Source organism: Streptomyces crystallinus (assembly GCF_039521265.1).
GTDB classification, from domain to species: domain Bacteria; phylum Actinomycetota; class Actinomycetes; order Streptomycetales; family Streptomycetaceae; genus Streptomyces; species Streptomyces crystallinus.
Genome location: NZ_BAAACA010000004.1, coordinates 144,455 through 167,401 on the forward strand (window position 1 = coordinate 144,455; position 22,947 = coordinate 167,401).

Annotated in this window: 19 protein-coding genes; 7 read left to right on the plus strand and 12 right to left on the minus strand. The window is 72.3% G+C overall.

Translation table 11 applies throughout. The features are described 5' to 3' along the window. Positions 1-139: 139 nt before the first annotated feature. From ABD236_RS02715 to ABD236_RS02745, 7 genes are all read right to left on the minus strand, one after another. Positions 140-1,291, minus strand: a complete 1,152-nt coding sequence (locus ABD236_RS02715; RefSeq protein ID WP_344069572.1) for a hypothetical protein — start codon at positions 1,289-1,291, stop codon at positions 140-142. After that, on the minus strand, positions 1,288-2,046 hold the full coding sequence (locus ABD236_RS02720; RefSeq protein WP_344069575.1) for a PP2C family serine/threonine-protein phosphatase: 759 nt from the start codon (positions 2,044-2,046) through the stop codon (positions 1,288-1,290). The genes ABD236_RS02715 and ABD236_RS02720 overlap by 4 nt, the downstream gene beginning before the upstream one ends. Before the next feature lie 37 nt (positions 2,047-2,083). Further along, positions 2,084-2,848 carry a vWA domain-containing protein gene (locus tag ABD236_RS02725; protein ID WP_344069578.1) on the minus strand — a complete coding sequence of 255 codons (765 nt, stop codon included), beginning with the start codon at positions 2,846-2,848 and terminating at the stop codon, positions 2,084-2,086. Positions 2,849-2,886: 38 nt separating this feature from the next. After that, positions 2,887-3,888 (minus strand): hypothetical protein, encoded by a 1,002-nt coding sequence (locus tag ABD236_RS02730; protein ID WP_344069581.1) that lies wholly within the window; start codon positions 3,886-3,888, stop codon positions 2,887-2,889. A gap of 107 nt (positions 3,889-3,995) precedes the next feature. Then, positions 3,996-4,430: a hypothetical protein gene (locus ABD236_RS02735; RefSeq protein WP_344069584.1), complete on the minus strand. Its 435-nt coding sequence runs from the start codon at positions 4,428-4,430 to the stop codon at positions 3,996-3,998. 10 nt (positions 4,431-4,440) lie between these two features. Then, positions 4,441-5,436: a serine/threonine-protein kinase gene (locus tag ABD236_RS02740; RefSeq protein WP_344069587.1), complete on the minus strand. Its 996-nt coding sequence runs from the start codon at positions 5,434-5,436 to the stop codon at positions 4,441-4,443. 256 nt (positions 5,437-5,692) lie between these two features. Then, a complete protein-coding gene (locus tag ABD236_RS02745; protein ID WP_344069590.1) occupies positions 5,693-7,516 on the minus strand; it encodes a phosphoenolpyruvate carboxykinase (GTP) in 1,824 nt (607 codons plus the stop codon). Between the two features lie 273 nt (positions 7,517-7,789). Between ABD236_RS02745 and trhA the strand changes: the two genes are divergently transcribed. From trhA to ABD236_RS02760, 3 genes are all read left to right on the plus strand, one after another. Further along, positions 7,790-8,470, plus strand: coding sequence for a PAQR family membrane homeostasis protein TrhA (gene trhA, locus ABD236_RS02750; protein WP_425543805.1), 681 nt, complete (start codon positions 7,790-7,792; stop codon positions 8,468-8,470). A gap of 97 nt (positions 8,471-8,567) precedes the next feature. After that, on the plus strand, positions 8,568-10,121 hold the full coding sequence (locus ABD236_RS02755) for an MFS transporter (RefSeq protein WP_344069596.1): 1,554 nt from the start codon (positions 8,568-8,570) through the stop codon (positions 10,119-10,121). A 10-nt stretch (positions 10,122-10,131) separates the two neighbouring features. Next, positions 10,132-10,764 carry a TetR/AcrR family transcriptional regulator gene (locus ABD236_RS02760; RefSeq protein ID WP_344069599.1) on the plus strand — a complete coding sequence of 211 codons (633 nt, stop codon included), beginning with the start codon at positions 10,132-10,134 and terminating at the stop codon, positions 10,762-10,764. Positions 10,765-11,099: 335 nt separating this feature from the next. Here ABD236_RS02760 and ABD236_RS02765 read toward each other — a convergent pair whose 3' ends face one another. Beyond that, on the minus strand, positions 11,100-11,816 hold the full coding sequence (locus ABD236_RS02765; RefSeq protein WP_344069602.1) for a hypothetical protein: 717 nt from the start codon (positions 11,814-11,816) through the stop codon (positions 11,100-11,102). Positions 11,817-11,869: 53 nt separating this feature from the next. Further along, complete coding sequence (locus ABD236_RS02770; RefSeq protein WP_344069605.1) at positions 11,870-14,233, minus strand: glycoside hydrolase domain-containing protein; 2,364 nt, start codon at positions 14,231-14,233, stop codon at positions 11,870-11,872. Positions 14,234-14,540: 307 nt separating this feature from the next. On the opposite strand from ABD236_RS02770, the gene ABD236_RS02775 reads away from it, so the two are divergent. Next, entirely contained in the window at positions 14,541-14,930 is a 390-nt protein-coding gene (locus ABD236_RS02775) for a hypothetical protein (protein ID WP_344069608.1), read from the plus strand. Positions 14,931-14,982: 52 nt separating this feature from the next. On the opposite strand, the gene ABD236_RS02780 is transcribed toward ABD236_RS02775, so the two are convergent. Then, the gene (locus ABD236_RS02780) at positions 14,983-16,986 is read right to left on the minus strand and encodes a thioredoxin domain-containing protein (RefSeq protein ID WP_344069611.1); all 2,004 of its coding nucleotides are present in this window, start codon (positions 16,984-16,986) and stop codon (positions 14,983-14,985) included. A 135-nt stretch (positions 16,987-17,121) separates the two neighbouring features. Here ABD236_RS02780 and ABD236_RS02785 point away from each other — a divergent pair, with 135 nt between their 5' ends. Beyond that, on the plus strand, positions 17,122-20,343 hold the full coding sequence (locus ABD236_RS02785; protein WP_344069614.1) for a tetratricopeptide repeat protein: 3,222 nt from the start codon (positions 17,122-17,124) through the stop codon (positions 20,341-20,343). Between the two features lie 158 nt (positions 20,344-20,501). Here ABD236_RS02785 and ABD236_RS02790 read toward each other — a convergent pair whose 3' ends face one another. Then, positions 20,502-20,735, minus strand: a complete 234-nt coding sequence (locus ABD236_RS02790; RefSeq protein WP_344069617.1) for a hypothetical protein — start codon at positions 20,733-20,735, stop codon at positions 20,502-20,504. Then, positions 20,728-21,609 carry a mycothiol conjugate amidase Mca gene (gene mca / locus ABD236_RS02795; RefSeq protein WP_344069620.1) on the minus strand — a complete coding sequence of 294 codons (882 nt, stop codon included), beginning with the start codon at positions 21,607-21,609 and terminating at the stop codon, positions 20,728-20,730. The genes ABD236_RS02790 and mca overlap by 8 nt, the downstream gene beginning before the upstream one ends. A gap of 126 nt (positions 21,610-21,735) precedes the next feature. Here mca and ABD236_RS02800 point away from each other — a divergent pair, with 126 nt between their 5' ends. Both ABD236_RS02800 and greA read left to right on the plus strand, forming a co-directional pair. Continuing rightward, positions 21,736-22,137 (plus strand): DUF4307 domain-containing protein, encoded by a 402-nt coding sequence (locus ABD236_RS02800; RefSeq protein ID WP_344069623.1) that lies wholly within the window; start codon positions 21,736-21,738, stop codon positions 22,135-22,137. Between the two features lie 309 nt (positions 22,138-22,446). Continuing rightward, positions 22,447-22,944, plus strand: a complete 498-nt coding sequence (greA, locus tag ABD236_RS02805) for a transcription elongation factor GreA (protein WP_344069626.1) — start codon at positions 22,447-22,449, stop codon at positions 22,942-22,944. Positions 22,945-22,947 lie beyond the last annotated feature (3 nt).

Below are 22,947 nucleotides of genomic sequence, written 5' to 3' on the forward strand. Positions count from 1 at the left end.
GGCCACGACCCGCAGACGAAAACGGGTTTCCGGGGCCCGGCGGACCGCCCGAACGGGCCGTCCTACCCAGGGGCGCGGGGAACTGCGCGACCAGCCCGCCACTCAGCCGCAGACAAAGGCCGGGCACAAAAGGGGGCGCTCAGTGTGATGCCAGGATCAGCACCAACAGGATCAGCAGCACCAAACCCACCAGCACCACCCCCCGCGTCCCCGACGCGCCCGGCGCCGTCGGGACCGGCCCCAGGTTGAAGACGTCGTGGCCCGTCGCCGACGCCCGGGCGCACCACGGGCACGCCGCCAGATGCGACCCGTACGTATGGCGCGGCCGGTCCGGACACACCCGTACACGGACCCGTTCACGATCCAGCGCCCGCAGCCAGTCCTCCGCCGACGGCCGGGCCCCGGGGTCCAGCACCCCGGGGCCGAACGCCGCCCGCGAGAGCCCGAGGAGCTCCGGCGGCAGTACCGACGGATCCACCGTCCCCCGCGGCACCACGACCTGCTCCGGCCTGACCACGTACGAGATGCTCGCCGCGATGTTGTCCTGGACGGTGGACTCCGGCGCGCTGTCGTGCGGCACCCCGCCGAAGGGATGGTTGCCGGCCGTCAGCAGCTGGTACACCAGGACCGCGAGGGCGAAGTCGTCGCTCTCACGGGTCGCGGGGCCGCCCGCCTGCCGCTCCGGCGCCGAGTAGTCCGTGGTGTGCATCAGGCACGGGAACAGCTCCCCCGTGGCCGCGTCGGTGAAGGCGATGGAGTCGCAGTCCAGGAACGTGATGAAGCCGTTCGCGTCGACCACCACGTTGCTGCTGGAGAAGTCCCCGATGACCAGCCCCTCGTGGTGCATCCGGGCGGTCATGAACGCCAGGTTCCACGCGACCCCGAGCATGAAGCGCCAGTCGGCCCGGTCGTGGAAGAGCCGGATGCGCTGGGCGCGGGTGAACAGGCCGACCAGCTGGACGTGTTCGGGCTCGCCGAAGCGCTGCATCGCGTACCCCAGGAACTCCCCGCCCGGCGCCCGCGCGGACGCCGTCGGCCAGGCGAGTTCGGGCCGCTGGGAGCGGTCGGTGGGCCGGCCGCCCAGCGGCGACATGGTGAGCATCCGGGTCAGCCGCCGCTCCTGCTCGGGGCCGGGCGGATCCCGGTAGAGCTTGACGACGACCCGGTCGTCGCCCTCGACGGGGTACACGGCCGCCTGGCCGCCGCCCTTCAGCGGCGCCGCGGCCAGCACCACCGGCACCCCGCCGAGCAGCACCGTCCGTCCCCCGGGCCCGCCCTCGGTCACACTCATGCGCCTCCCGTCCGCACCGCCCGCAGCAGCGTCTTGTCGTCGCCGTTGAGCGCGGTCAGCCGGTCGGACCGGAGCAGCGCGGCCAGCCGTTCGTCCTCGTCGCCGGAGGCGTCCTCGGTGTCGAGCGAGCGCAGCACCGCCGCCGCGAAGGACTCGTTGGGCGCCTGCGGGGCGCCCTGCGACCAGGAGAGCGCGGCCTGCGCCAGGCCGTCGGTGGAGAGCAGGACGCCGTCGACTCCCTCGTCCCGTACGCAGTCGGTGCGGATCCAGCGCCCCGCGTCCGGCGTGCTGAGGAACACCGTCTCGTTGCTGTACTCGCTCACGGCGGCGGGCTGCGGCAGCAGATGGAACTGCCGCTCACCGTCCTCGGTCCCGGCCCGCAGCACCACGAAGCCGTCGCCGACGCTGACGTGGCCCAGCCACCCGGGCGCGAGCACCACCACGGTGAGGGTGGTCGCGTGGTCGGCGGCCGCCGCACCCGTACGGTCGAGGAAGTCGTCCACGACCCGCTGGAAGCCCTGGCGCAGCAGCCGGTGCGCGGCCGGGCCGTCCGCCCCCGAGGCGGGCAGCCGGCCGAAGTGCTCCACCGCGAGGCGGACCGCCAGCAGCGAGCCCTCGCCGGAGCGCGGTCTGCTGCCCGCGCCGTCGGCGACCGCGAGGACGGTCACGGGTCCCTCCGTCGCGCACCGCCAGGCGTCCTGGCAGGGCACACCGTCCCGCCGGTGCCGGTAGCCCTCCACGCTCAGCCCGTGCACCCGCCAGCTCCCCCGCGCCCGCGCCCCCATGGCCCGCTCAGGCTTCCCAGGCCGGGCGCTGCGTCTTGAACTGGCTGAAGATCTTCTCGAAGACCTCGTCGCCCGCGCCCTTGGTCTCGGCGTTGGCGCTCGCCGACATCATCTGGAGCAGCTGGCGGAACGGGAAGCCCTGGAGCCGGGCGTTGAACTTCGGCGCGTACGCCTGGAGCACCTGCTCGGCGAGGTCGGTGAGGCCGCCGACCCCGATCGCGTACAGCCGGAAGCGGCGGGCGGCCTGCTCCTCGGCGAGCACCGGGACCAGCCGCTGCCAGGTGCGGCTGATATGGCCGGTGCCGTCGGTCGGCAGACCGTCGGTGACCAGGCAGATCTGCGGCCGGTAGTACTGGAAGCCCTGGGAGCGCAGCTCCGTCTTGCGGGCCGCGACCACATGCATGGCCAGCTCCAGGGCCTCGGTCATCAAGGTCACCCCCGAGGCCGTGAGCCGGGGCGCCTCGAACATGTGGGCGGCGACGAACGGGCCGACCGGCGAGCCGGGCTGGAGCGGCTGGCTGCCCCGCCAGGCCGTGACGCCCTGGCCGCCGAAGGTGATGACCGCGACCTCGACGCTGTAGCTGAGGCTGACGTCGTCGTGGAGCTCGCGGGTCCACTCGCTGAGCGCCTGGTTGAGCGCGTCGATGGGCGGGCCCGCCATCGAGCTGGAGGTGTCGAGGCACAGCACCAGCGGCAGCCGTTGGGCGTTGTTCTCGAACTCGATGTCGGCGTACTCCGCCGGAAGCGTCCTCGTCGGCTGCTGCCTGCGCATCTGACCTCTCCCCGTCCTCGTTGCCTTCTCGCCGTACGTCACCTTCCGTGCGGCGCCCTGCTGGTGACATCGCGTCCGTCCCCGGCGTACGCGTGGGCGTACAGGATCCCGGCGTCCCCGCCCCGGCCCTCGCTCACCTCGACGCGGGCGCCGGGGGCGGGCGCGGGTGTGCCGGGCTCGGCCCAGACCGCCCGGTACAGGCATTGGTCGAGCTCGACGTACCCCTGCGGGCGCAGCGCGGTGCGGACGACGGCGGACCGGCCGGGCGCGGCCGGTCTGGCGACCTCGCGGCCGGGCGCGCGGTGTCTGCCGGGCGCCGGTGAGGTGCCCGTACGGCCGGCGGGCAGCGGCGCCGGGCCCCTGGCCGCGGGCACGGCGTACGCCAGGCGCGGGCCCCGCGAGCGGCGTACGGCGAAGACCAGCGCGGTCAGCAGGAGCAGCAGCAGGGCGGCCACGCCGAGCGCCGGGACGAGCAGCGAGGAGCCGCCGCCCGGGCCGCCGACGCTGTCGCTGTTGAGGCCGAGGTCGTCGGCCAGCTTCGCCTTCAGCAGGTCCTGGCCGCGCAGGGGCTTGGCCTTCTTGCCGTCGGCGACGATCTCGCAGAGCCCCGGCCTGGCCTTGCAGACGCCCGCGTCCTTCAAGGAGCCCAGGGTCTTCTCGTCGAGCCGGGTGATCTCCGCGTCCGGGTCGACCAGCCGGTCCCCGGCGAGGACGAGCAGCAGGGTGCCGCCCGCGCCGGTGGCGTGCCCGGCCGGGGCCATGGCGACCAGCGGGCCCCGGTCGAAGGTGGTCACACGCTCGGAGAGCTTCCAGTCCGCGGGCTTCCCGTCGAGCGCCAGCGGCGCGTGCAGGGTGACGAGCACGGCAGCGCCTTGGCCGCCGACCCGGTCGGCCCAGCAGCCCAGCCGCTCGGCCAGCTTCCCCGTACAGGACCCGTCCTCGGCGGCGGCCGGGAGTACGGGCGCGAGGAGAGCCAGGGCCAGCAGCCCGGTCAGCGCCCACCGCCGCCGCGCACCGCGCGGCCCACAGACCAGCCCCATGTGCGAAGACCTCCCCGCCCCCCGGAAAAGCACATCGCAAATATGACGCCACCGGCCGCCGCACGTAAGGGTTTTGGACATTCCTGGGCCATTCCCTCAAGACCCTCCTACAACTGGAACACCTGGTGGCACCTGAGAAACATCTGCCTCGCCTGTTCCACCCAGTCACCGGCCAGCGCGTCGAACTCCGGCTGGCTCATCCGGCAGTTGAGCGGCAGGGTGCAGACCCCGGCGATACAGGGCCGGGGCCCCCGGACGTCCCACACCGACAGCATCGGGACCAGCTGTTCGGTGTTCCACGCGTTGGCCGCGGCGGCGGCCGTCGCCAGCTGGTCGCCGCGCAGGAACCGGCCGTCGGTCATGAACGCCACCAGCAGCTTGGTGGTGGTCATGAACCGGACGGTGACGGACCGGCCCGCGTCGGCGAGGTCGAAGCGCAGCGAGACGGAGACGGTGTCCTGCTCGCAGTGGAAGTGCCGCCCGGACGCCCAGGCGTGGACCAGCGACCGCCACTGGACGCCGAGCTCGGCCGCGGTGCCCACCGGGGCCCCCTCAGAGTGCCGCACGGCCCACCGCCTCGATCACCATGGCGTCGCTGAGCCCCGCGTCCAACAGCGTCTGGGCGTGCAGCAGCAGACAGGACGGCAGGGAGGTGCGGCTGCCGGACGCCCGCCGGACGTCCATCTCGCCGGTGCGCACCCGGATCCGGCGGGCCACGGTGGACGGCGGCCAGGTGAGCGCCCGGGCGGAGCCCGCGTCGGGGCCGAGCAGCCCGCTCAGCAGCGCGTCCAGGCCGGGCCGGTCCTCGGGCCGCTTGGCCAGGCACCGCTCGACGAGCGGCCGCAGCTCGGCGGGTACGTCGTCGAGCTCGGGCTCGGCGTGCACCACCCGGTAGGCCACCCCGGCGCCGTGCCGGAACGGGGCGTAGCCCGCTACCGCGTAGACGAGGACCCCGCCGAGGGAGAAGACGTCGCTGGCGGGCCCGACCCGGGCGCCGGTCATCTGCTCGGGCGACATGTACGGCGGCGTCCCCATCAGCGTCCCGGCCCGGGTGAGCCCGGTCGCCCCGGCCACCATCGAGATACCGAAGTCGATCACGCGCGGCCCGTCGGCGGCGAGCAGCACGTTCGACGGCTTGAGGTCGCGGTGGACCACGCCCGCGGCGTGGATGGCCTGGAGCGCCTCCACCAGACCGGCGCCGAGCCGGCGCGCCTGGCCGCCGGTGAGCGGCCCGTCCGAGCCGACCGCCTCGGAGAGCGCGGGCCCCGGTACGTACGCCGTGGCCAGCCACGGCAGTTCGGCCTCCGGGTCGGCGTCCACGACCGCCGCCGTGAAGGCCCCGCCGACCAGCCGCGCGGCGGCCACCTCGCGGGCGAAGCGCCGCCGGAACTCCTCGTCGGCGGCGTGCTCGGGACGCACGACCTTGACCGCGACGGCCCGGCCCGCGGGCGAGCGCCCCAGATACACCCAGCCCATCCCGCCGGACCCCAGCCGCCCCTCGATGCGGTACGGACCCACCCGCATCGGATCACTCACCGGTGTGCGCACGCTTCGCGCCCCCTCACTCGGCCAACGCGCTCCGGGTCCGAGTGTCCCGCGAACGCGCGCCCCAGACAGCCGCCCTGGCGAAAAACAGTCCCGGGAAAGGTCACGGAACGGCTGTCGGCGGAAGTCCCGGGAATGCGTCCGGCCCCCGGAGCCGTGAGGGGGCTCCGGGGGCCGGACGCGAACGTGGCGGACCGTCGTGACCCCACTGGTCAGGGCGGTGTTCGGGGCAGCCCGCCACGAGTCTCGGGCGGGCGGGTCAGCCCAGGCGGGCCACCAGCGCGCGGTACTCGTCCCACAGCTCCTTGGGCGTGTGGTCGCCGAAGGTGTTGAGGTGCTCGGGGATCAGCGCCGCCTCCTCGCGCCAGACCTCGGTGTCGACCTTGAGCAGGAACTCCAGGTCCGCCTCGGCCAGTTCCAGGCCGTCGGTGTCCAGGGACTCCTTGGTCGGCAGGATGCCGATCGGCGTCTCGACGCCCTCGGCCTTGCCTTCGAGGCGCTCCACGATCCACTTCAGGACACGGCTGTTCTCGCCGAAGCCGGGCCACACGAACTTGCCCGCGTCGTTCTTTCGGAACCAGTTCACGTAGTAGATCTTGGGCAGCTTGGCGGCGTCGGCGGTGGCGCCGACCTTGACCCAGTGCGCCATGTAGTCGCCCATGTTGTAGCCGCAGAACGGCAGCATGGCGAAGGGGTCGCGGCGCAGCTCGCCGACCTTGCCCTCGGCGGCGGCGGTCTTCTCGGAGGCCACGTTGGCGCCGAGGAAAACGCCGTGGTTCCAGTCGAAGGACTCGGTCACCAGCGGTACGGCGGAGGCGCGGCGGCCGCCGAAGAGGATCGCGGAGATCGGGACGCCCTTGGGGTCCTCCCACTCGGGCGCGATCGTCGGGCACTGGCCGGCCGGGACGGTGAACCGGGCGTTGGGGTGCGCGGCCGGGGTGTCGGACTCGGGCGTCCAGGCGTTGCCCTTCCAGTCCGTCAGACGCGCGGGCGCCTCCTCGGTCATGCCCTCCCACCACACGTCGCCGTCCTCGGTGAGGGCGACGTTGGTGAAGACGGAGTTGCCCCACAGGGTCTTCATCGCGTTGGCGTTGGTGTGCTCACCGGTGCCGGGCGCGACGCCGAAGAACCCGGCCTCGGGGTTGATCGCGTACAGCCGGCCGTCCTCGCCGAACCGCATCCACGCGATGTCGTCGCCGATGGTCTCCACGGTCCAGCCGGAGATCGTGGGCTCCAGCATGGCCAGGTTGGTCTTGCCGCAGGCGGACGGGAAGGCCGCGGCGACGTACTTGGACTCGCCCTGCGGCGGGGTCAGCTTGAGGATGAGCATGTGCTCGGCGAGCCAGCCCTCGTCGCGCGCCATGACGGAGGCGATGCGCAGCGCGTAGCACTTCTTGCCGAGCAGGGCGTTGCCGCCGTAGCCCGAGCCGTACGACCAGATCTCGCGGGACTCCGGGAAGTGCGAGATGTACTTGGTGGAGTTGCAGGGCCAGGGCACGTCGGCCTCGCCCTCGGCCAGCGGAGCGCCCAGCGTGTGGACGGCCCTGACGAAGAAGCCGTCGGTGCCGAGCTCGTCGAGGACCGGCTGCCCCATCCGGGTCATGGTGCGCATGGAGACGGCGACGTACGCGGAGTCGGTGATCTCGACGCCGATGGCGGAGAGGTCCGAGCCGAGCGGGCCCATGCAGAAGGGCACGACGTACATGGTGCGGCCGCGCATCGACCCCCGGAAGATCCCCTTCTCCCCCGCGAAGATCTCCTTCATCTCGGCCGGGGCCTTCCAGTGGTTGGTCGGCCCCGCGTCCTCCTCCTTCTCGGAGCAGATGAAGGTGCGGTCCTCGACCCGTGCGACATCGGTCGGGTCGGACGCTGCGTAGTACGAGTTCGGGCGCTTGATCGGGTCGAGCTTCTTGAACGTCCCCTTGGCGACGAGCTCCTCGCACAGGCGCTCGTACTCGGCCTCGGAACCGTCGCACCAGACCACCCGGTCCGGCTGCGTGATGGCTGCGATCTCGTCTACCCAGGAGATCAGTTCCTGGTGGTTCGTCGGGACAGAGGTGGGAGCCGCGATGTCGCGCGCCACGATCGCTCCTTGTAGAGGGGTTCGGTGATTCCCTTGTGAGGGTCTCTTCGTTCGTTGCCCCGTGGGGGCTGCGACCCGGACGCTTCGGTGTTACCTGGCGCTCATCCGGTGCCGACCGCACTCATCTGATCATCCGTGCCGTTCGCCCATATGTCCAGAGGCACTCTCACGTGAGCATCGCCACTCGTCATCGTGTGTTCGCTTCCGTGGAACGGGGTCGGGGCATACGGTTACGGGCCGCCCCTATCCGTAACTTACGGAGGCGTAGGTAGCATGCGGGACATGACTGATCAGGTGACGGCGCTCCTGCCGACCAAGCCCCTGAAGCCCAAACTGCGCGGCTGGCTGCACGCCGGGATGTTTCCGGCGGCGGTCGTCTCCGGCCTCGTGCTCACCGCGCTCGCGCACTCCACACGCGGGCGTGTCGCCTGCGGGATCTACGCCCTGACCGCCTGTCTGCTCTTCGGTGTGAGCGCGCTCTACCACCGGGGCGAGTGGGGGCCGCGCGGCGAGGCGATCCTGCGCCGCCTCGACCACGCCAACATCTTCCTGATCATCGCGGGCACCTACACCCCCCTCACCCTGCTGCTGCTCCCGGGCGCCAAGGGGCAGACGCTGCTCTGGGCGGTGTGGGCGGCGGCGCTCGCCGGGATAGCCTTCCGCGTCTTCTGGGTGGGCGCGCCGCGCTGGCTCTACACGCCCTGCTACATAGCGATGGGCTGGGCCGCGGTCTTCTTCCTCCCCGACTTCATGCGCACCGGCGGCATCGCGGTCCTCGTGCTCGTCATCGTCGGCGGGCTGCTCTACAGCGCGGGCGGCGTGATCTACGGCATCAAGCGCCCCAACCCCTCGCCGCGCTGGTTCGGCTTCCACGAGGTGTTCCACTCCCTGACGCTGGCGGCGTTCGTCGTCCACTACGTGGGGATCTCCCTGGTCGCCTACCAGCACGCCTGACCGTCACTTCCGACCGCCACTCCCGACCGCCACGCTTGACGGTCACCTTCTTTTGAGAGTTACTGTCACTTGACAGTAACTCTTACGGAGGTGTGCCATGACGCAGGTGTCCGGTCCCGATCCCCGGCGCTGGTGGGCGCTGGGGGCGATGGTCGCGAGCATGCTGGTGCTCGGCTTCGACATGACCATCCTCAACGTGGCGCTGCCGACCATGGCCCAGCAGCTCGGCGCCACCACCGGCCAGCAGCAGTGGATGGCCGACGCCTATGTCGTGGTCTTCGCCGCCCTGATGCTCCCGGCGGGCCTGCTCGGCGACCGCTTCGGCCGCCGCCGGATGCTGATCACGGGCCTCGGGATCTTCCTCGCGGGCTCGCTCATAGGCGCGCTGACCACCAGCGTCGGGGCGGTCATCGCGGCCCGTGCGGTGATGGGCGTGGGCGCCGCGTTCGTGATGCCGCTCGCGCTGGCCGTACTGCCCTCGCTCTTCCCCGCCGAGGAGCGCACCAAGGCCGTCTCGCTCGTCACCGCCTCCTCCGCGCTCGGCCTGCCGCTCGGCCCGATCATCGGTGGCTTCCTGCTCAACCACTTCTGGTGGGGCTCGGTCTTCCTGATCAACGTGCCGATGGTGGCGATCGGCATCGCCGCCTGCGCCTTCCTGCTCCCCGAGACCCGCGACCCGGCCTCGCCGCGCGTCGACGCGCTCTCCACCGCGCTCACCGCCGCGGGCCTCGGCTCCCTGATCTACGGGATCATCGAGGCGCCGACCCGGGGCTGGGGCGACCCCCTGGTGCTCGCCGCTCTCGCGGCCGGCGCGCTGCTGCTCGCCGCCCTGGTCGTACGGGAGCGGCGGGTGCCGCGGCCGATGCTCGACATGAAGCTGCTCGCCCACCGGCCGTTCCTGCTGAACACCCTGGCCGCGACCCTGGTGATGTTCATCCTCGCCGGGCTGATGTTCGTCCTGCCGCAGTACCTCCAGGCGGTGCTCGGCAACGACGCCTTCGGCACCGGGCTGCGGATGCTGCCCCTGATGGGCGGGCTGATGGTCGCCGCCAGGGCCGGGGCGCCGCTGGTGGCGCGGTTCGGGCCGCGCGGCACCATCAGCGCCGGCCTGGTGGTGCTGGCCTTCTCGGCCTTCCTGGGCAGCCGCACGACGGTCGACAGCGGCTACGGCTTCACCGCGCTGTGGCTCACCCTCACCGGCCTCGGCTTCGGCTTCGCGATGGTGCCCGCGATGACGGCGGCGCTCGCCACCCTGCCGCCCGACCGCGCGGGCAGCGGCTCCGGGCTGCTGATGACCGTACGTCAGGTGGGCAGCGCCATCGGGATCGCGCTGCTGGGCTCGCTGCTCGCGGGGGTGTTCAGCGACCGCCTCGACACGGGCGGACTGCCGGGCCCCCTCGCGGACCGGGCGGGCGACTCGGTGGTGGCCGCGCATCTGGTCGCGGAACGCCTGGGCGACACCGGGCTGGCGGCCTCGGCCGATTCCGCGTACGTCCACGGCATGACCACGGTGCTGCTGGTCTGCGGGGTCGCGGCGCTGATCACCGCGCTGCTCGCGGCGGCGCTGCTGCCGGGGCGCGAGGAGCCGGAACCGGCCGTGCGGGACGCGGCGGGAGCGCCGGTGGACGCGCCGGCCCCCCTGGATGCCTGAGAATGTCGACATGCCCGCCACGCACCGCACCCGGTCCCTCGACTCCCTCGCCGAGGACATGCAGCCGCAGCTCGGGCTGCGCGAACGCAAGAAGCTCAAGACGCGCGTCGCGATCCGGCGCGCCACGTACCGGCTGATCGCCGAGCAGGGGTACGAGGCGACCACGGTCGAGCAGATCGCCGAGGCGGCGGAGGTGTCGCCGTCCACGGTGTTCCGCTACTTCCCGACCAAGGAGGACATCGTCCTCACGGACGAGTACGACCCGATCATGGTCGCCGAGCTGCGCGCCCGCCCGGCGGACGAGCCCGTCCTGGACTCGCTGCGCCACGTCGTGGCCAAGGCGACCCGGCTGGCCCTGGAGCACGAGCCCGACGAGATGATCCAGCGCACGACGCTGCTGGTCCAGGTGCCGGCGCTGCGCGCCCGCATGATGCAGTCGATGGCCCTCACCAGCCGGCTGCTCTGCACGGTCCTGGCCGAGCGCACCGGCCGCACGGAGAACGACCTGGAGGTCCGGGTCTTCTCCATGTCGGTCCTGGGAGCGCTCTACGAGACCACGGTGTACTGGGCGGAACGCGACCACGAGGACGAGCTGGTGGACCTGCTGGAACGAGCCCTGCACACGGTCCAGAACGGGCTGTAGGGGGCCCGGCCCTCGCCCGCGGGTGAGTGACCGCTTACTCGCGCCCCTGTTTGCGCCCGGCCTTCGTCTGCAGGTGAGTGGCCGCTTCTCGCGCAGTTCCCCGCGCCCCTAGGTGGTTTGTCGGCTGCGGCTGAGTGGGTGGCTGGTCGCGCAGTTCCCCGCGCCCCTAAAAGCCTGCGGCCGAGCTGGGTTTCCAGGCCACGGCGGACTACCTGAGGGGCGCGGGGAACTGCGCGAGAAGCGGCCACCGGCCCGCAGACAAAGACCGGGCACCACCACCGGCCCGCGGCCGGAAGCGGACGGGTCCGGGGGGCGCGCCCCGGGCCCCGGGGCGGTCAACGCTGGCGTGCCGCCAGGGCCTTCGCCGCCTTGAGGCGGCCCGGCGCGAGCGCATCGACGGCCCCCGCCCCCTCCCCCGGCTTCAGCTCCCACCCCCGCAGCTTCGCCGCGACCCGCCGCAGCCCCGAGTCACCCGGCCGCACATCGATCTGGAAGTGCGACTCCTTCGGGACCGCCAGGTCCCCACCCCACTTCACCACGCCCTCCAGATCCGCCAGGATGTCCCGGACGACGACCAGCTCGTGCGGGAAGAACCCGTCCCGCGCCCGCACCGGATACAGCAGCGGCCGGATCGCGACCGCCGTACCGGAGAGGTAGTTACTCTCGTACGGCGCCGCCACCGCACGGCCGGTGGTGTGGCCGGCGAGGTCGTGGACACCCAGCGTGTGGATCTCGTAGTGGTACCGGCGCACCACATGCGTGAGCACGGTGGCGACGTCGCCGTCCAGCGAGGCGAAGCTCACCCCGCCCGCGCCCTCGACCCGGTGCGACGGTGCCGTACCGACGACCGGCCAGCCGTTGGCGGAGGTGCGGCCCTGCCACTCCTTCGCCGCAGGGGCGGCGGGTACGGCGGGCACGGCCGGAGCCGGGGCGGCGACGGCAGTCCCCGGCATCCCGCCGGCCACCAGCGCCGCGCCACCGGCGACCCCCGCGCCGGCCACCAGGAAGCGGCGGCGGCCCAGGCCCGTCGACTGCGTCAGGACATCACTCATGGTTCGGTTCCTCATCCCTCTCGATCCCTCTCGCCCTCTCGTACCGGACGGACCTAGTGGCCCTGGGCCTTGGCTTCCTGCTGGACGCGCTCGTTCAGCACCTCGGCGAAGCCCCGGCAGAAGTCCAGGAGTTCCTGCTCGGGCAGCTCCTGCGGCATCGTCGTGAGCACCCCCGCGATGCTCGTGATGAGGTACGCGCGGCCGGCCGAGATGACCGGGTCGATCGTCGTCGTCAGCATGCCCTTGGCCATCGCCACGACGTTGTCGACGCTGCCGCCGAACCGCTGCTCGTAGAAGTCCCGGAAGCGGGTCAGGGCCCCGGCTTCGCGCTCGCCCTTGCCGTAGTGCTCGCGCACCACGCCGACCAGGTGCTGCCCCTGCTCCACCCGCCTGCCGATGAGGTAGCCGTCCGCGTCCTCGATGAGGTCGTTGAGCGGGAAGGTGGAGTTCACCCCGAGCTTGGCGAACTTCTCCTTGCAGTACCCGTAGCCGGACGGGTAGGACTTCACGTCCCGGCGCCACTCCGCGTACAGCGTCATGAGGTCGCCGCCCCAGCCGGTGACGTCGCCGGCGCCGACGGTCCGGATGTTCGAGCCGCTCTGGGGCTTGGCGTAGTGGCCGTTGGCGGCCGCCATCAGGTGCTGGCTGTCGAGCATGAGACCCGTGACCGGGTCGGTGAACTCGTCGAGCAGCGACGCGCCCTTGCTCTCGGCGAACGCGATGAACTCCTCGTCGGCCCCGCCGATCAGCGCCTTCCACTGCACGGTGTTGTAGCGCCCGTGCCGGGCGTACTGCATGGTGTGCGCGTTCGGGTCGCCCTTGGGGTACTGGACGGCGAGCGGGTAGACGGTCTCCATGTACCGCATGAAGTCGTCCGCCGGGTAGGAGTTGGCGCGGACGGTGTTCTGGCCGTTGTCGCTGCCGGTGCGGTGCGCGTCGTTGTCCAGGTCGAACGAGTCACCGCTGTAGATGAACTTGAACTCCTTGATCTGGTTGAACGCCCAGTTCGGCGGCAGCGGGAAGCCGAGGTTCCCGGAGAAGCCCCAGGACATGCCGGAGACGAAGGAGTAGCGGGCGTCGGTGTGCTTGCTGACCTGGGTGCAGACGTTCCGCGAGCCGTAGACGCCGTGCAGGTACCGCTTGCCCTTGTTGGCGAGTCCGGCCTGCACGCCCTGGAAGTACGGCACGATGTTGGAGCTGATCTCCTCCGCCGTGGCGTCGTAGTCCACCGCGAAGTAGATGACGGTGCCCCGGTTGAAGCCGTAGGCCTCGGCGCGGGCGTGCGCGTTGAGCGCGTGCTCGAAGCCCTGGCTGTACGTGAAGTCGGCGAGCCGGCGGGCGTTGTCCTGGTAGATCGGGAAGACGCTCAGACCGGCGGCGAAGATGTCGGCCAGCTCACCGTCCTTGATCTCCTTGTCGAGGGTGCTGCCCGGCGGGTCGAAGAGGTAGCGCCCGACCTGGCGGTAGCCCGCCTTGTACAGGGCGTCCGCGCGCGGGCGGGTGATCCGGAAGCGGGTGTCGCACGCGGAGGCCGCGCGGTCCGGGTCGCCGGTCGAGACGAGCAGCTGGGCCCAGGTGCGGTAGTCGCCGCGGCCGTCACGGGTGTCGAGCTCGGAGAACGACTGGAAGGCCTTGACCCACTCGGTGAGCTTGGAGTCGAAGGTGGCGCGGAACGTCGTCTCGATGTTGCTGGTGCCGGTGACGATCGGCGAGTTGAACACACAGGCCGCGGAGAAGAGCTGGACGAAGATGCCCGAGTCGCCCTCCTTCACCGTGTGCGCCTTCAGGCCCGCCTGGGTGCCGGGGCCGAAGGAGCCGGTGGCCTGGTCGTCGGCGATGCCTATCTCGTACTGGATGGCCTTCATCAGCGACTTCTGCACATCGCGCGAGTAGACGCCGTCGGCGGGGCCGATGAAGAACGACGAGCGGGTGTAGTAGCGGCTGTTCAGCCAGCGCTGCACCTCGCGGACGCGGTCCGTGCCGCCGGGCACCGAGACGTAGGCGTCCATGCTCAGCAGCGCCTTGAAGATCTTGGGCTGGACCCAGCCGTTGGACGCGTCGACGCCCGCGTCCTTCTTCAGCGCCATGACCGAACCGCCGGTGGCGCTCCCGTAGGCGCCCGTTCCGTCGCCGCCCCAGTAGCCCTTGCAGAACAGGGCGTGCTCGACGATCTTCTTGATGTTGACGTTCGGCTCGTTGGCGTTGATGTCGCCACGCGCCGCCAGCTTGGCGAGCGTGCCCGGGCCGAAGCTCGCGACCAGCGGCGTGATGCCGAGTTCGGCCTGGAGCGCCATGGTCAGCGAGAACATCGTCGACCAGCCGGTGCGCCCGTCCTCCGGGCACCGTACGTAGCCAGGGGTGGCCGCATAGGTGGAGTTGACCCACTTCTGGGCAGCAAGGACCTTCTCGTCCGCCATGTTTCTCTCTCTGGTGAGCGGGGCTCGGGACTCGGGGGTGCGTGAATCCTGATGGCGGAACAAGGCATTCCGACGAAGGCCGCCCGTCTGACCGCCCTGGTGGGCAGCACGGAACGACCGTTCTGTGGAAGCTGTTTCCCCGCATCACCACGGCGTCGGTTTCCCCCGTCGACCACCGTCGGTGCGGTGATCATAACTGAATGATCAACCGCTTTCCTCTGCACGCGAGCGGTGTCCGACGTGTCGTACGATCTCCCGGCACAAGATCATTCGTGCTTGACCAAGCTTGACCAAGGGGGAGCAACTCATGGACATGGGCAAGAAGTTCGCCATGGCCGCCGCCACCGGCGCACTGGCCGTCGCCGGCGTCGCCGCCACGGGCGGGACCGCGTACGCGGGCACCAACGGGCAGCAGATCGTCATCCACGACGAGACCCACCGAGTGGCGTCCATCAAGATCGACGGCTTCGACCAGAACGGCCGCCCCGCCCACGCGTGCCTGGCCACGCCCGGCTACGAGACCCGCTTCGGCGGCTGGTGGTGGCGCGACTCCATGCACTTCAGCAAGTGGACCGACAGGAACTGCGGGCAGAGCGGCGGCAAGTGGCTCGGCTCGCAGGACGAGTGGGTCCCGGCCTGGATGTCGCCGGACCGCGGTGACTGGTACTACCTCGGCATCTACAAGAACGACAACTGAGCCGCCGGGGTTCCCCGCGCCCCGCACGGGCACGGGGAACCCCTCCGCGCGTTCAGGACAGCGCCCTCGCCAGGTCGTCGGCGCCGGTCACCGGCGCGTCACAGGTGAAGTGGCGGCACACGTACGCCGCCGGGCCCCCGTCGACCAGCGGGCGGTCCGCCAGCAGCGGGAACTCCCCGCTGCCCGGCTCGCCCACCGCCACCACCGCGCCCGGCGCCCGGCCGAGCAGCGCGGCCCGGTGCAGCTCGCCCCCGGCGGGCCCCACCACGGCCACCTCGCGGGGGCCGTCGAGCAGCGCCTCGGCGGTGGCCAGACCCCAGCCGATGAACCTCGGGGCGCGCGAGCCCAGCGCCTTCACCACGCCCAGCGCGCCCTCGGCGGCGGCGCGGTGGGCGGTGGAGCCGGTGTGCGCCGCGTACGAGAGCAGCGCGCCCGCGGCGGCCGTCCAGCCCGACGGCGTGGCGCTGTCGGTGGGGTCCTGCGGGCGCCGGATCAGCTTCTCGGCGTCGTGCGCGGTGTCGTAGAGCACCCCGCCCTCGGCGGTGAACTGGTCCAGGACGATGTCGAGCAGGAACCCGGCGAACTCCAGCCAGGCCCCCTCCCCGGTCACCCCGGCGAGCGCCAGGAAGCCCTCCGCCACGTCGGCGTAGTCCTCCAGCACGCCGTCGTTGGGGCCGACCTGACCGTCCTTGGACGTACGGGACAGGCGCGCGCGGCCGTCCATGTGGACGCGCACCAGCAGGTCCGCCGCCTCGGTCGCCCGCTCGACCAGGTCGGGCCGGTCGAAGTAGGCGCCGGTCTCCGCGAGCGCGGCGATCGCCAGCCCGTTCCAGGCGGCGACGACCTTGTCGTCCCGGCCGGGGCGGGGCCGCCGCTCCCGGGCCGCGAAGAGCCGCTCCCGTACGTCCGCGGCCACCGGGCCGCCGTCCGGGGGCAGTTGGAGGACCGAGGCGCCCTCCTCGAAGGTGCCCTCCTCGGTCACCCCGTAGTGCCGGGCGGCGGCCTGGCCGTCCTTCTCGCCCAGCGCCTCGGCGAGCTGCGCGGGCGTCCACACGTAGAACGCGCCCTCGACGTGCCGGCCGCTGCCGTCGTCGCTGTCGGCGTCCAGGGCCGAGGCGTAGCCGCCCTCGTTGGTGCGCAGCTCGCGCACCATGAAGTCGGCGGTCTCCAGGGCCACCCGGCGGGCCAGCTCCGAGCCGGTGGCCCGCCACAGGTGGGCGTAGACGCGGCACAGCAGCGCGTTGTCGTAGAGCATCTTCTCGAAGTGGGGCACCACCCACTCGCGGTCCACCGAGTAGCGGGCGAAGCCGCCGCCCAGCTGGTCGTAGATGCCTCCGCGCGCCATCTTCTCGCAGGTGTCGGCGGCCATCTGGAGCGCGCCCTCGGCGCCCGTGCGGGCGTGGTGGCGCAGCAGGAACTCCAGTGTCATCGACGGCGGGAACTTGGGCGCGCCGCCGAACCCGCCGTGCCGCTCGTCGTAGTCGCGCGTGAGCCCGAGCAGCGCCCCCGCCAGCTCCTCCTCGCCGGGCACGCCCGCGCCCCCGCCGTACACCAGCTCGCGCTCGGCCAGATCCCGCACGATCTTCCCGGCGACCTCGCCCACCTCCTCGCGCCGGTCCGCCCAGGCGGCCCGCACCCCCTCCAGGACCTGCGGGAACGAGGGCATCCCGTGCCGGGGCTCGGGCGGGAAGTAGGTCCCGAAGTAGAACGGCTCGGCGTCCGGCGTCAGAAAGACGGTCATCGGCCAGCCCCCCTGCCCGGTCGCCGCCTGCACCGCCTCCATGTAGACGGCGTCGACGTCCGGCCGCTCCTCGCGGTCGACCTTCACGTTGACGAAGTGCTCGTTGAGATAGGCGGCGGTCGTCTCGTCCTCGAAGGACTCGTGGGCCATGACGTGGCACCAGTGGCAGCTGCTGTACCCGACGCTGAGCAGCACCGGGAGCCCGCGCTCGCGCGCCTCGGCGAACGCCTCGGGCGACCAGGGCCACCAGTCGACGGGGTTGTCGGCGTGCTGGAGCAGATACGGGGACGTCTCATGGGCCAGGCGGTTCGGCATGGGCCCATCCTCCCCCACCCGCACGATGATCCGCCGACTCCCTCGCGCCGACGCGCGCCGCGCAGGACACTTGACAGTGGCGGCACACTCGACCAGGACTCAAGGCTTGGCTGACGCTCTCGGAGGGGGACGCATATGCGGGACGGCCATCGGGCGGAGGCCGAGCGGCTGTTGGAGCGCGCGGTGGAGGAGGAGGTGCGGCGCTCGGGTGGCCGGGCCGACGCCCAGGCGCTGCTGACACGCGGGCGCTCCGCGCTGGAATCGCTGGCGGCGAGCGCCGAGGAGGAGTACGCGGCATACACCCGGGCGCTGGACGAGGCGGAGGCCGGGCAGCCGACGCTCGGCGCCCGGTTCGCGCGGGAGAGGGCGGGTACGGCGTTCCTGGTGACGGCCGTCGCGGCGGTCACCGCGGTCGTCGCCGACACGGCGCTGGGCACCGGCGCGGGGCCCGCGGTCGGCGCCGGGGCGGCGGTGGCCGTCGCCGGGGCCGCGGCCACCGTCCTGCGGGTGACGGCCGCGCACTGGCCCGCGGCCCACCGGCGCGCGGGCGAGCTCGGCCGGCCGGGCGGCGCCGAGCAGCTGCGGCTGGAGTGGCTGACCGCCCTGGACGTACGGGGCATCCGCCCGTTCCTGGACCAGCAGCGGATGACGGCCCCGGCGGCCCGTACCGGCAAGAAGACGAGCGCGTCCGTGCCCACCCAGCTGCGCGGCACGGACAAGAGCGCGGCGGCCCGGCGCCGGTCGGTCCTGGAGCAGTCGTTCGGCCATCTGCCCGAGCCGCACGGGCCGTTCGCGGGGCGGCGCGCGGAGATCACCCGGATCGCCCAGTGGGTGCACTCGGCCCGCGCCGCGACCGAGACCCGCCCCACCGTGGTGGTGCTGCACGGCCCGGCGGGCGTGGGCCGCACCACGCTGGCGGTGCGGGCGGCGCACCAGCTGCGGGACCAGTTCCGGGGCGCCTGCCTGGTGGACCTGCGCGGCGGCGGCCAGGGCCCGCAGCCGCCGCTGTCCACCCGCGACGCCCTGCTGCACCTGCTCAACCGGCTCGGCGCGCCGCGTGAGCAGCTCCTGTTCCGTGAGCGGTCCTCGGCCGACCAGCAGGTGCGCCGCCTCGCCGAGCTCTACCACCAGCATCTGACGGGTCTTCCGGTCACCGTGGTCCTGGACGACGCCGTCGACGCCGAGCAGGTGCGCACCCTGGTGCCCGAGCGCTCCGACAGCCTGGTCCTGGTGACGGCCGCGCGGCCGCTGGAGCTGCCCGAGGACTTCCCGGCGTGGGTGCACCAGCTCGCGGTGGAGCCGCTGGACGAGGCGGGCGCGGAGGAGCTGCTGCGCGAGGCGGCCCAGGAGGACTTCAAGGAACCGTACGACGGCGAGGCGAGCGTGCTCGTACGGGAGTTGTGCGGCGGGCTGCCGCTCGCGCTGCGGGTCGCGGGCTCCTCGCTGGGCTCCCGCGACGCCCGCGCGCTGGCGGCCGACCTCGGCGCGTACGGCCCGGTCGCGCCCGTCGAGCGCGCCCTGTGGCTGCGCTACACCGACCAGGGCGAGCAGCCGCGCCGGCTGCTGCGGCGCCTGGCGCTCGCCGGACGGGCCTCGCTGGGCGCGGCGGCCGCGGCCGCGCTGCTCGCCACCGGCGAGGCGGAGGGCGGCCGGCTGCTGGAGGACCTGGCGCGGGCGGGCCTGGTCGACCGGGTCCGCGCCGACCGCTACCGCCTCCACGACACCGTACGGGCGTTCGCGCGGGCCCGGCTCCTCGACGAGGAGGAGGCCGCCGAGCGCACCGCCGCCCAGGAGCGGCTGATCCGCAACTACGCCGAGCTCGCCGACGCGGTGATCCGTATGGTCGACGGCAAACTCTCCACCCGCGCCGGGCAGTTCGGCAGCCACGGCTTCACCTCGCTGGACGCGGCCCTGCGCTGGCTGGACGACGAGTCCAGCTTCATCACGGCCGCGCTGCGCGACGCCGAGGACATCAACCAGCAGGCGGTGCTCAACCTGCTGGGCGCACTGTGCGACTACTGCCTGCTGCGCGGCGACCTCTACCGCCTCGGCGAGATCAGCGAGCTGTCCCAGGCCGTCGACCAGGGCCTGCTGGAGCGTTCGGTGCGCTGGCGCACCGGCATCGCGGCCCGCCAGCTCGGCGAGCTGGACACCGCCCGCACCACCTTGACCTCGGTGGTCGGCCTCTACCGCGAGGCGCAGAACGACGCGGGCGCGGCGCTCGCGCTCGCCTCGCTCGGCATCACCCTGCACCACCAGGGCAACCTCACCGAGGCGGCGGCGAAGCTGCGCGAGGCCATCGACCTCCAGGCCGCGCCCGAGCAGGACGAGGACCGGGCCTGGTCGCTGCACGCGCTGGCGGCGGTCGAGCGCGACCGGGCGAACCTGGCGGAGGCGCTGACCCTGCTGGACACGGCGCTGGCCCTGCACCGCGAGGGCGAGTCCCTGCATGGCGAGGCCTGGACGCACTTCCAGCTGGGCCAGGTGTGTCTGCGGATGGGCGACGTGCCGCGCGCCGAGGAGGCCCTGCGCACCGCGCTCGACCTGTACGGCCGCACCCGCGACGGCCGCGGCGAGGCCTGGGCGCTGACCCAGCTGGCCCGCGCCCGCCTGGTGGACGGCGATCCCTCGCCGGCCGTCGACGGGCTGCGCCAGGCCCTGTCCCGCCACCGGGACCAGGAGGACGCGCGCGGCGAGGCGTGGACGCTGTACTACCTGGGCCAGGCCCTGGAGGAGCGCGGCGACCGCGACCAGGCGGTCCGCGAGCTGGAGCGGGCCCGGACGATGTTCTCGCGGATGCGTGACGTGTACGGGCTGGCCTGCGCCCGCCACCACTCCGGCCGGGTCACCCGCGACCAGCGCGCGGCCCAGACCGGCAACCTGCGCAACTCCGGCTTCGCCCGTCAGCTCCTGGTCGACGCCCGCGCCGACTTCCAACGCATCGGGGTCGCCCACGGCGAGGCCTGGACCTGTCTGGAGCTGGCCCTGATCGACGCGGGCAACAACCGCGCGCCCCAGGCGCTGCGGCTGTGCGACGAGGCGGTCGAGCTGTTCGACTCGTACGGGGACCGCCGGGGCGGCGACTGGGCCCGCTTCCTGCGCTGCACCCTGCTGCCGTACGCCTCGGCGGGCGGCTCCGAGATCGGCGTCGCGGTGGCCCAGGAGGAGCTCGCCCAGCTGATCCGCGCCCACCACGCCACCCGCGACAGCAAGCTGGAGGACTGCGCGGAGGCGTACGCGCTGATGCTGGAGCGCGGCGTGGAACTGGAGGCAGGCTGGCAGGCCTGGCCCCTGGGCCTGGTCCCGACCCGCCACTCCCGGGAGGTGATGGGGGTCCCGGTGGGCGCGGAACGCTGACCGCGGTCAAGCCGGTAGGGGCCGGTCCTGCGCCAGGGCCGACCCCGACCCCCTAGGGGCGCCCGGGCCAACTGCCCGTCGAGCCCGACCCCGACCCCCTAGGGGGCGCGGGGAACTGCGCGACCAGCCCACCACGCACCCGCAGCCAAAGACCGGGCCTACTTCGCCGCACCCTCGCCGGAGGCGCCCGCGTCCCGCCCGGACTCCGGCGCCTCCTCGAAGGAGACCTTCCCCATGTGCCGGTTCATGGACTTCATCAGCAACCACACCCCCACGGCCAACGCCGCGAAAACGATGAAGCCGAGAACCCCGGGCGTCACCTTGTCGTTGTCGATCTCCTTGGCCAGCGGGACCAAGTGCGTCATTGCCAGGCTTGCGCTCATATCAGGCATTCTCGCGTACGCCCGCGAAGAGGTCGTCCTCGGGGAGGGAAGTGTCCACGAGCGACTTCGCCAGCTCGTACTCCTCCGTCGGCCAGACCTCCTTCTGGATCTCCATCGGGACCCGGAACCAGCCGCCGTCGGGGTCGATCTGCGTGGCGTGCGCGATCAGCGCCTTGTCGCGGATCTCGAAGAAGTCCGCGCAGGGAACGTGCGTGGTCAGCGTCCGCTCGACCCGCTCGAACTCCTTCCAGCGCTCCAGCCACTCCCCGTACGGCGACTCCATGCCACGGTCGAGCAGCGCGTGGTGCAGCGCCAGCGTGCGCGGCTTGTTGAAGCCCTGGTTGTAGTAGAGCTTGCTCGGCCGGTAGGCCGGGCCGAACTCGTCCTCGGGGAACTTCTCCGTGTCACCCGCCCCGTCGAACGCCACCATGGAGATCTTGTGGGTCATGATGTGGTCCGGGTGCGGGTAGCCACCGTTCTCGTCGTACGTGGTGATCACCTGCGGACGGAAGGCGCGGATCTTGCGGACCAGCTCGCCCGCCGCCTTGTCCACGTCCTCCAGGGCGAAGCAGCCCTCGGGCAGCGGAGGCAGCGGGTCGCCCTCCGGCAGGCCCGAGTCGACGAAACCGAGCCACTCCTGCTTGATCCCCAGGATCTCGCGGGCCTCGTCCATCTCCTTCTTGCGCACCTCGTGGATGTGCTCCTCGATGTACTTGTCGCCCTGGAGCTTCGGGTTGAGGATGGAGCCGCGCTCGCCTCCCGTGCAGGTCACCACCAGCACATCCACCCCCTCGGACACGTACTTCGCCATGGTGGCCGCGCCCTTGCTCGACTCGTCGTCGGGGTGGGCGTGCACGGCCATCAGTCGCAGCTGCTCAGTCAAGACAAGATCCTCAGTGATTCGGCGCCCTGGGTGTTGCCCTCTGTGATCCGGCGCGATGGGCGGCTTCTATAGTGACCGAATCGGGGGGCGGAAAATTCCGGCACCCCCAGCAGCAGGAGGACGACCATGGCCGCGGCAAGCCAACCGCTTCCCGAGGGGCGCTACGGGCGCACCGCGGACCAGCGGGCCGACCGTAAGCTCAAGATCATCGGCTCGGTCCTGGGCGTCGCGCTGCTCGGTGTGGTCGGCTGGATCGGCTATGACTACGTGGGCGGCCAGTCCGTGTCCGCCCAGGTCATCACGTTCAAGGTGGTCTCCGCGAAGGCCGTCGACGTCCATCTGGAAGTGCACAAGGGCAGCGGCGAGACGGGTGTCTGCACCCTGCGCGCCCTGGAGCGCGACGGCGACGAGGTCGGCCGCAAAGACGTGCGCTTCGAGCAGCGAAAGGGCCGGATCGACGAGATGATCACGGTCCAGACCACCTCGCGGGCCACCGCGGTCGACCTGGTCGGCTGCAAGTCGGTCTGACCGACGCAGCAGCCGGCGCCGGTACGAGCGGTCCGGCCGACGGAGCCACTCGCTCCGGTACGGGCGCGACACGGGCGGCCCACCCGGCGGAGCCACTCGCTCCGGTACGGGGCCGGTCCGGCACGGGCCGACTCCCCCAGCCCACCCCCCAGCTCATCCGCGCTGACCTGCGCCGACGATTTCCCTGCGGTTTTCGTCCTCCCCCTTCCCGCCCTGAATTGTTAGGCTCGTGGTTTCGCCCGCCCGAGAAGGCACATCCTTCTGGGTAGGGCGATGCGCTTGTATTCCCAGTACCGACGAGGAGCACCTGTGACCCAGACCAGCGACAACGTCACCTGGCTGACCCAGGAGGCGTACAACCAGCTCAAGGCCGAGCTGGAGTACCTGTCTGGTCCCGCGCGCACGGAGATCGCCGTAAAGATCGCGGCGGCCCGCGAGGAGGGTGACCTCCGGGAGAACGGCGGGTACCACGCGGCCAAGGAGGAGCAGGGCAAGATGGAGCTCCGGGTCCGCCAGCTGACCCAGCTCCTGGAGCACGCCAAGGTCGGCGAGGCGCCCGCCGCGGACGGCGTGGTGGCCCCCGGCATGCTCGTCACGATCGCCTTCGACGGCGACGAGGACGACACCCTGGAGTTCCTGCTCGCCTCGCGCGAGTACGCGTCGACGCAGATCGAGACGTACTCCCCGCAGTCCCCGCTGGGTTCCGGCGTCAACGGCAAGAAGGTCGGCGAGGACGCCGAGTACGAGCTGCCGAACGGCCGCAAGGCCTCGGTGAAGATCCTCGCCGCCACGCCGTACACGGGCTGAGCC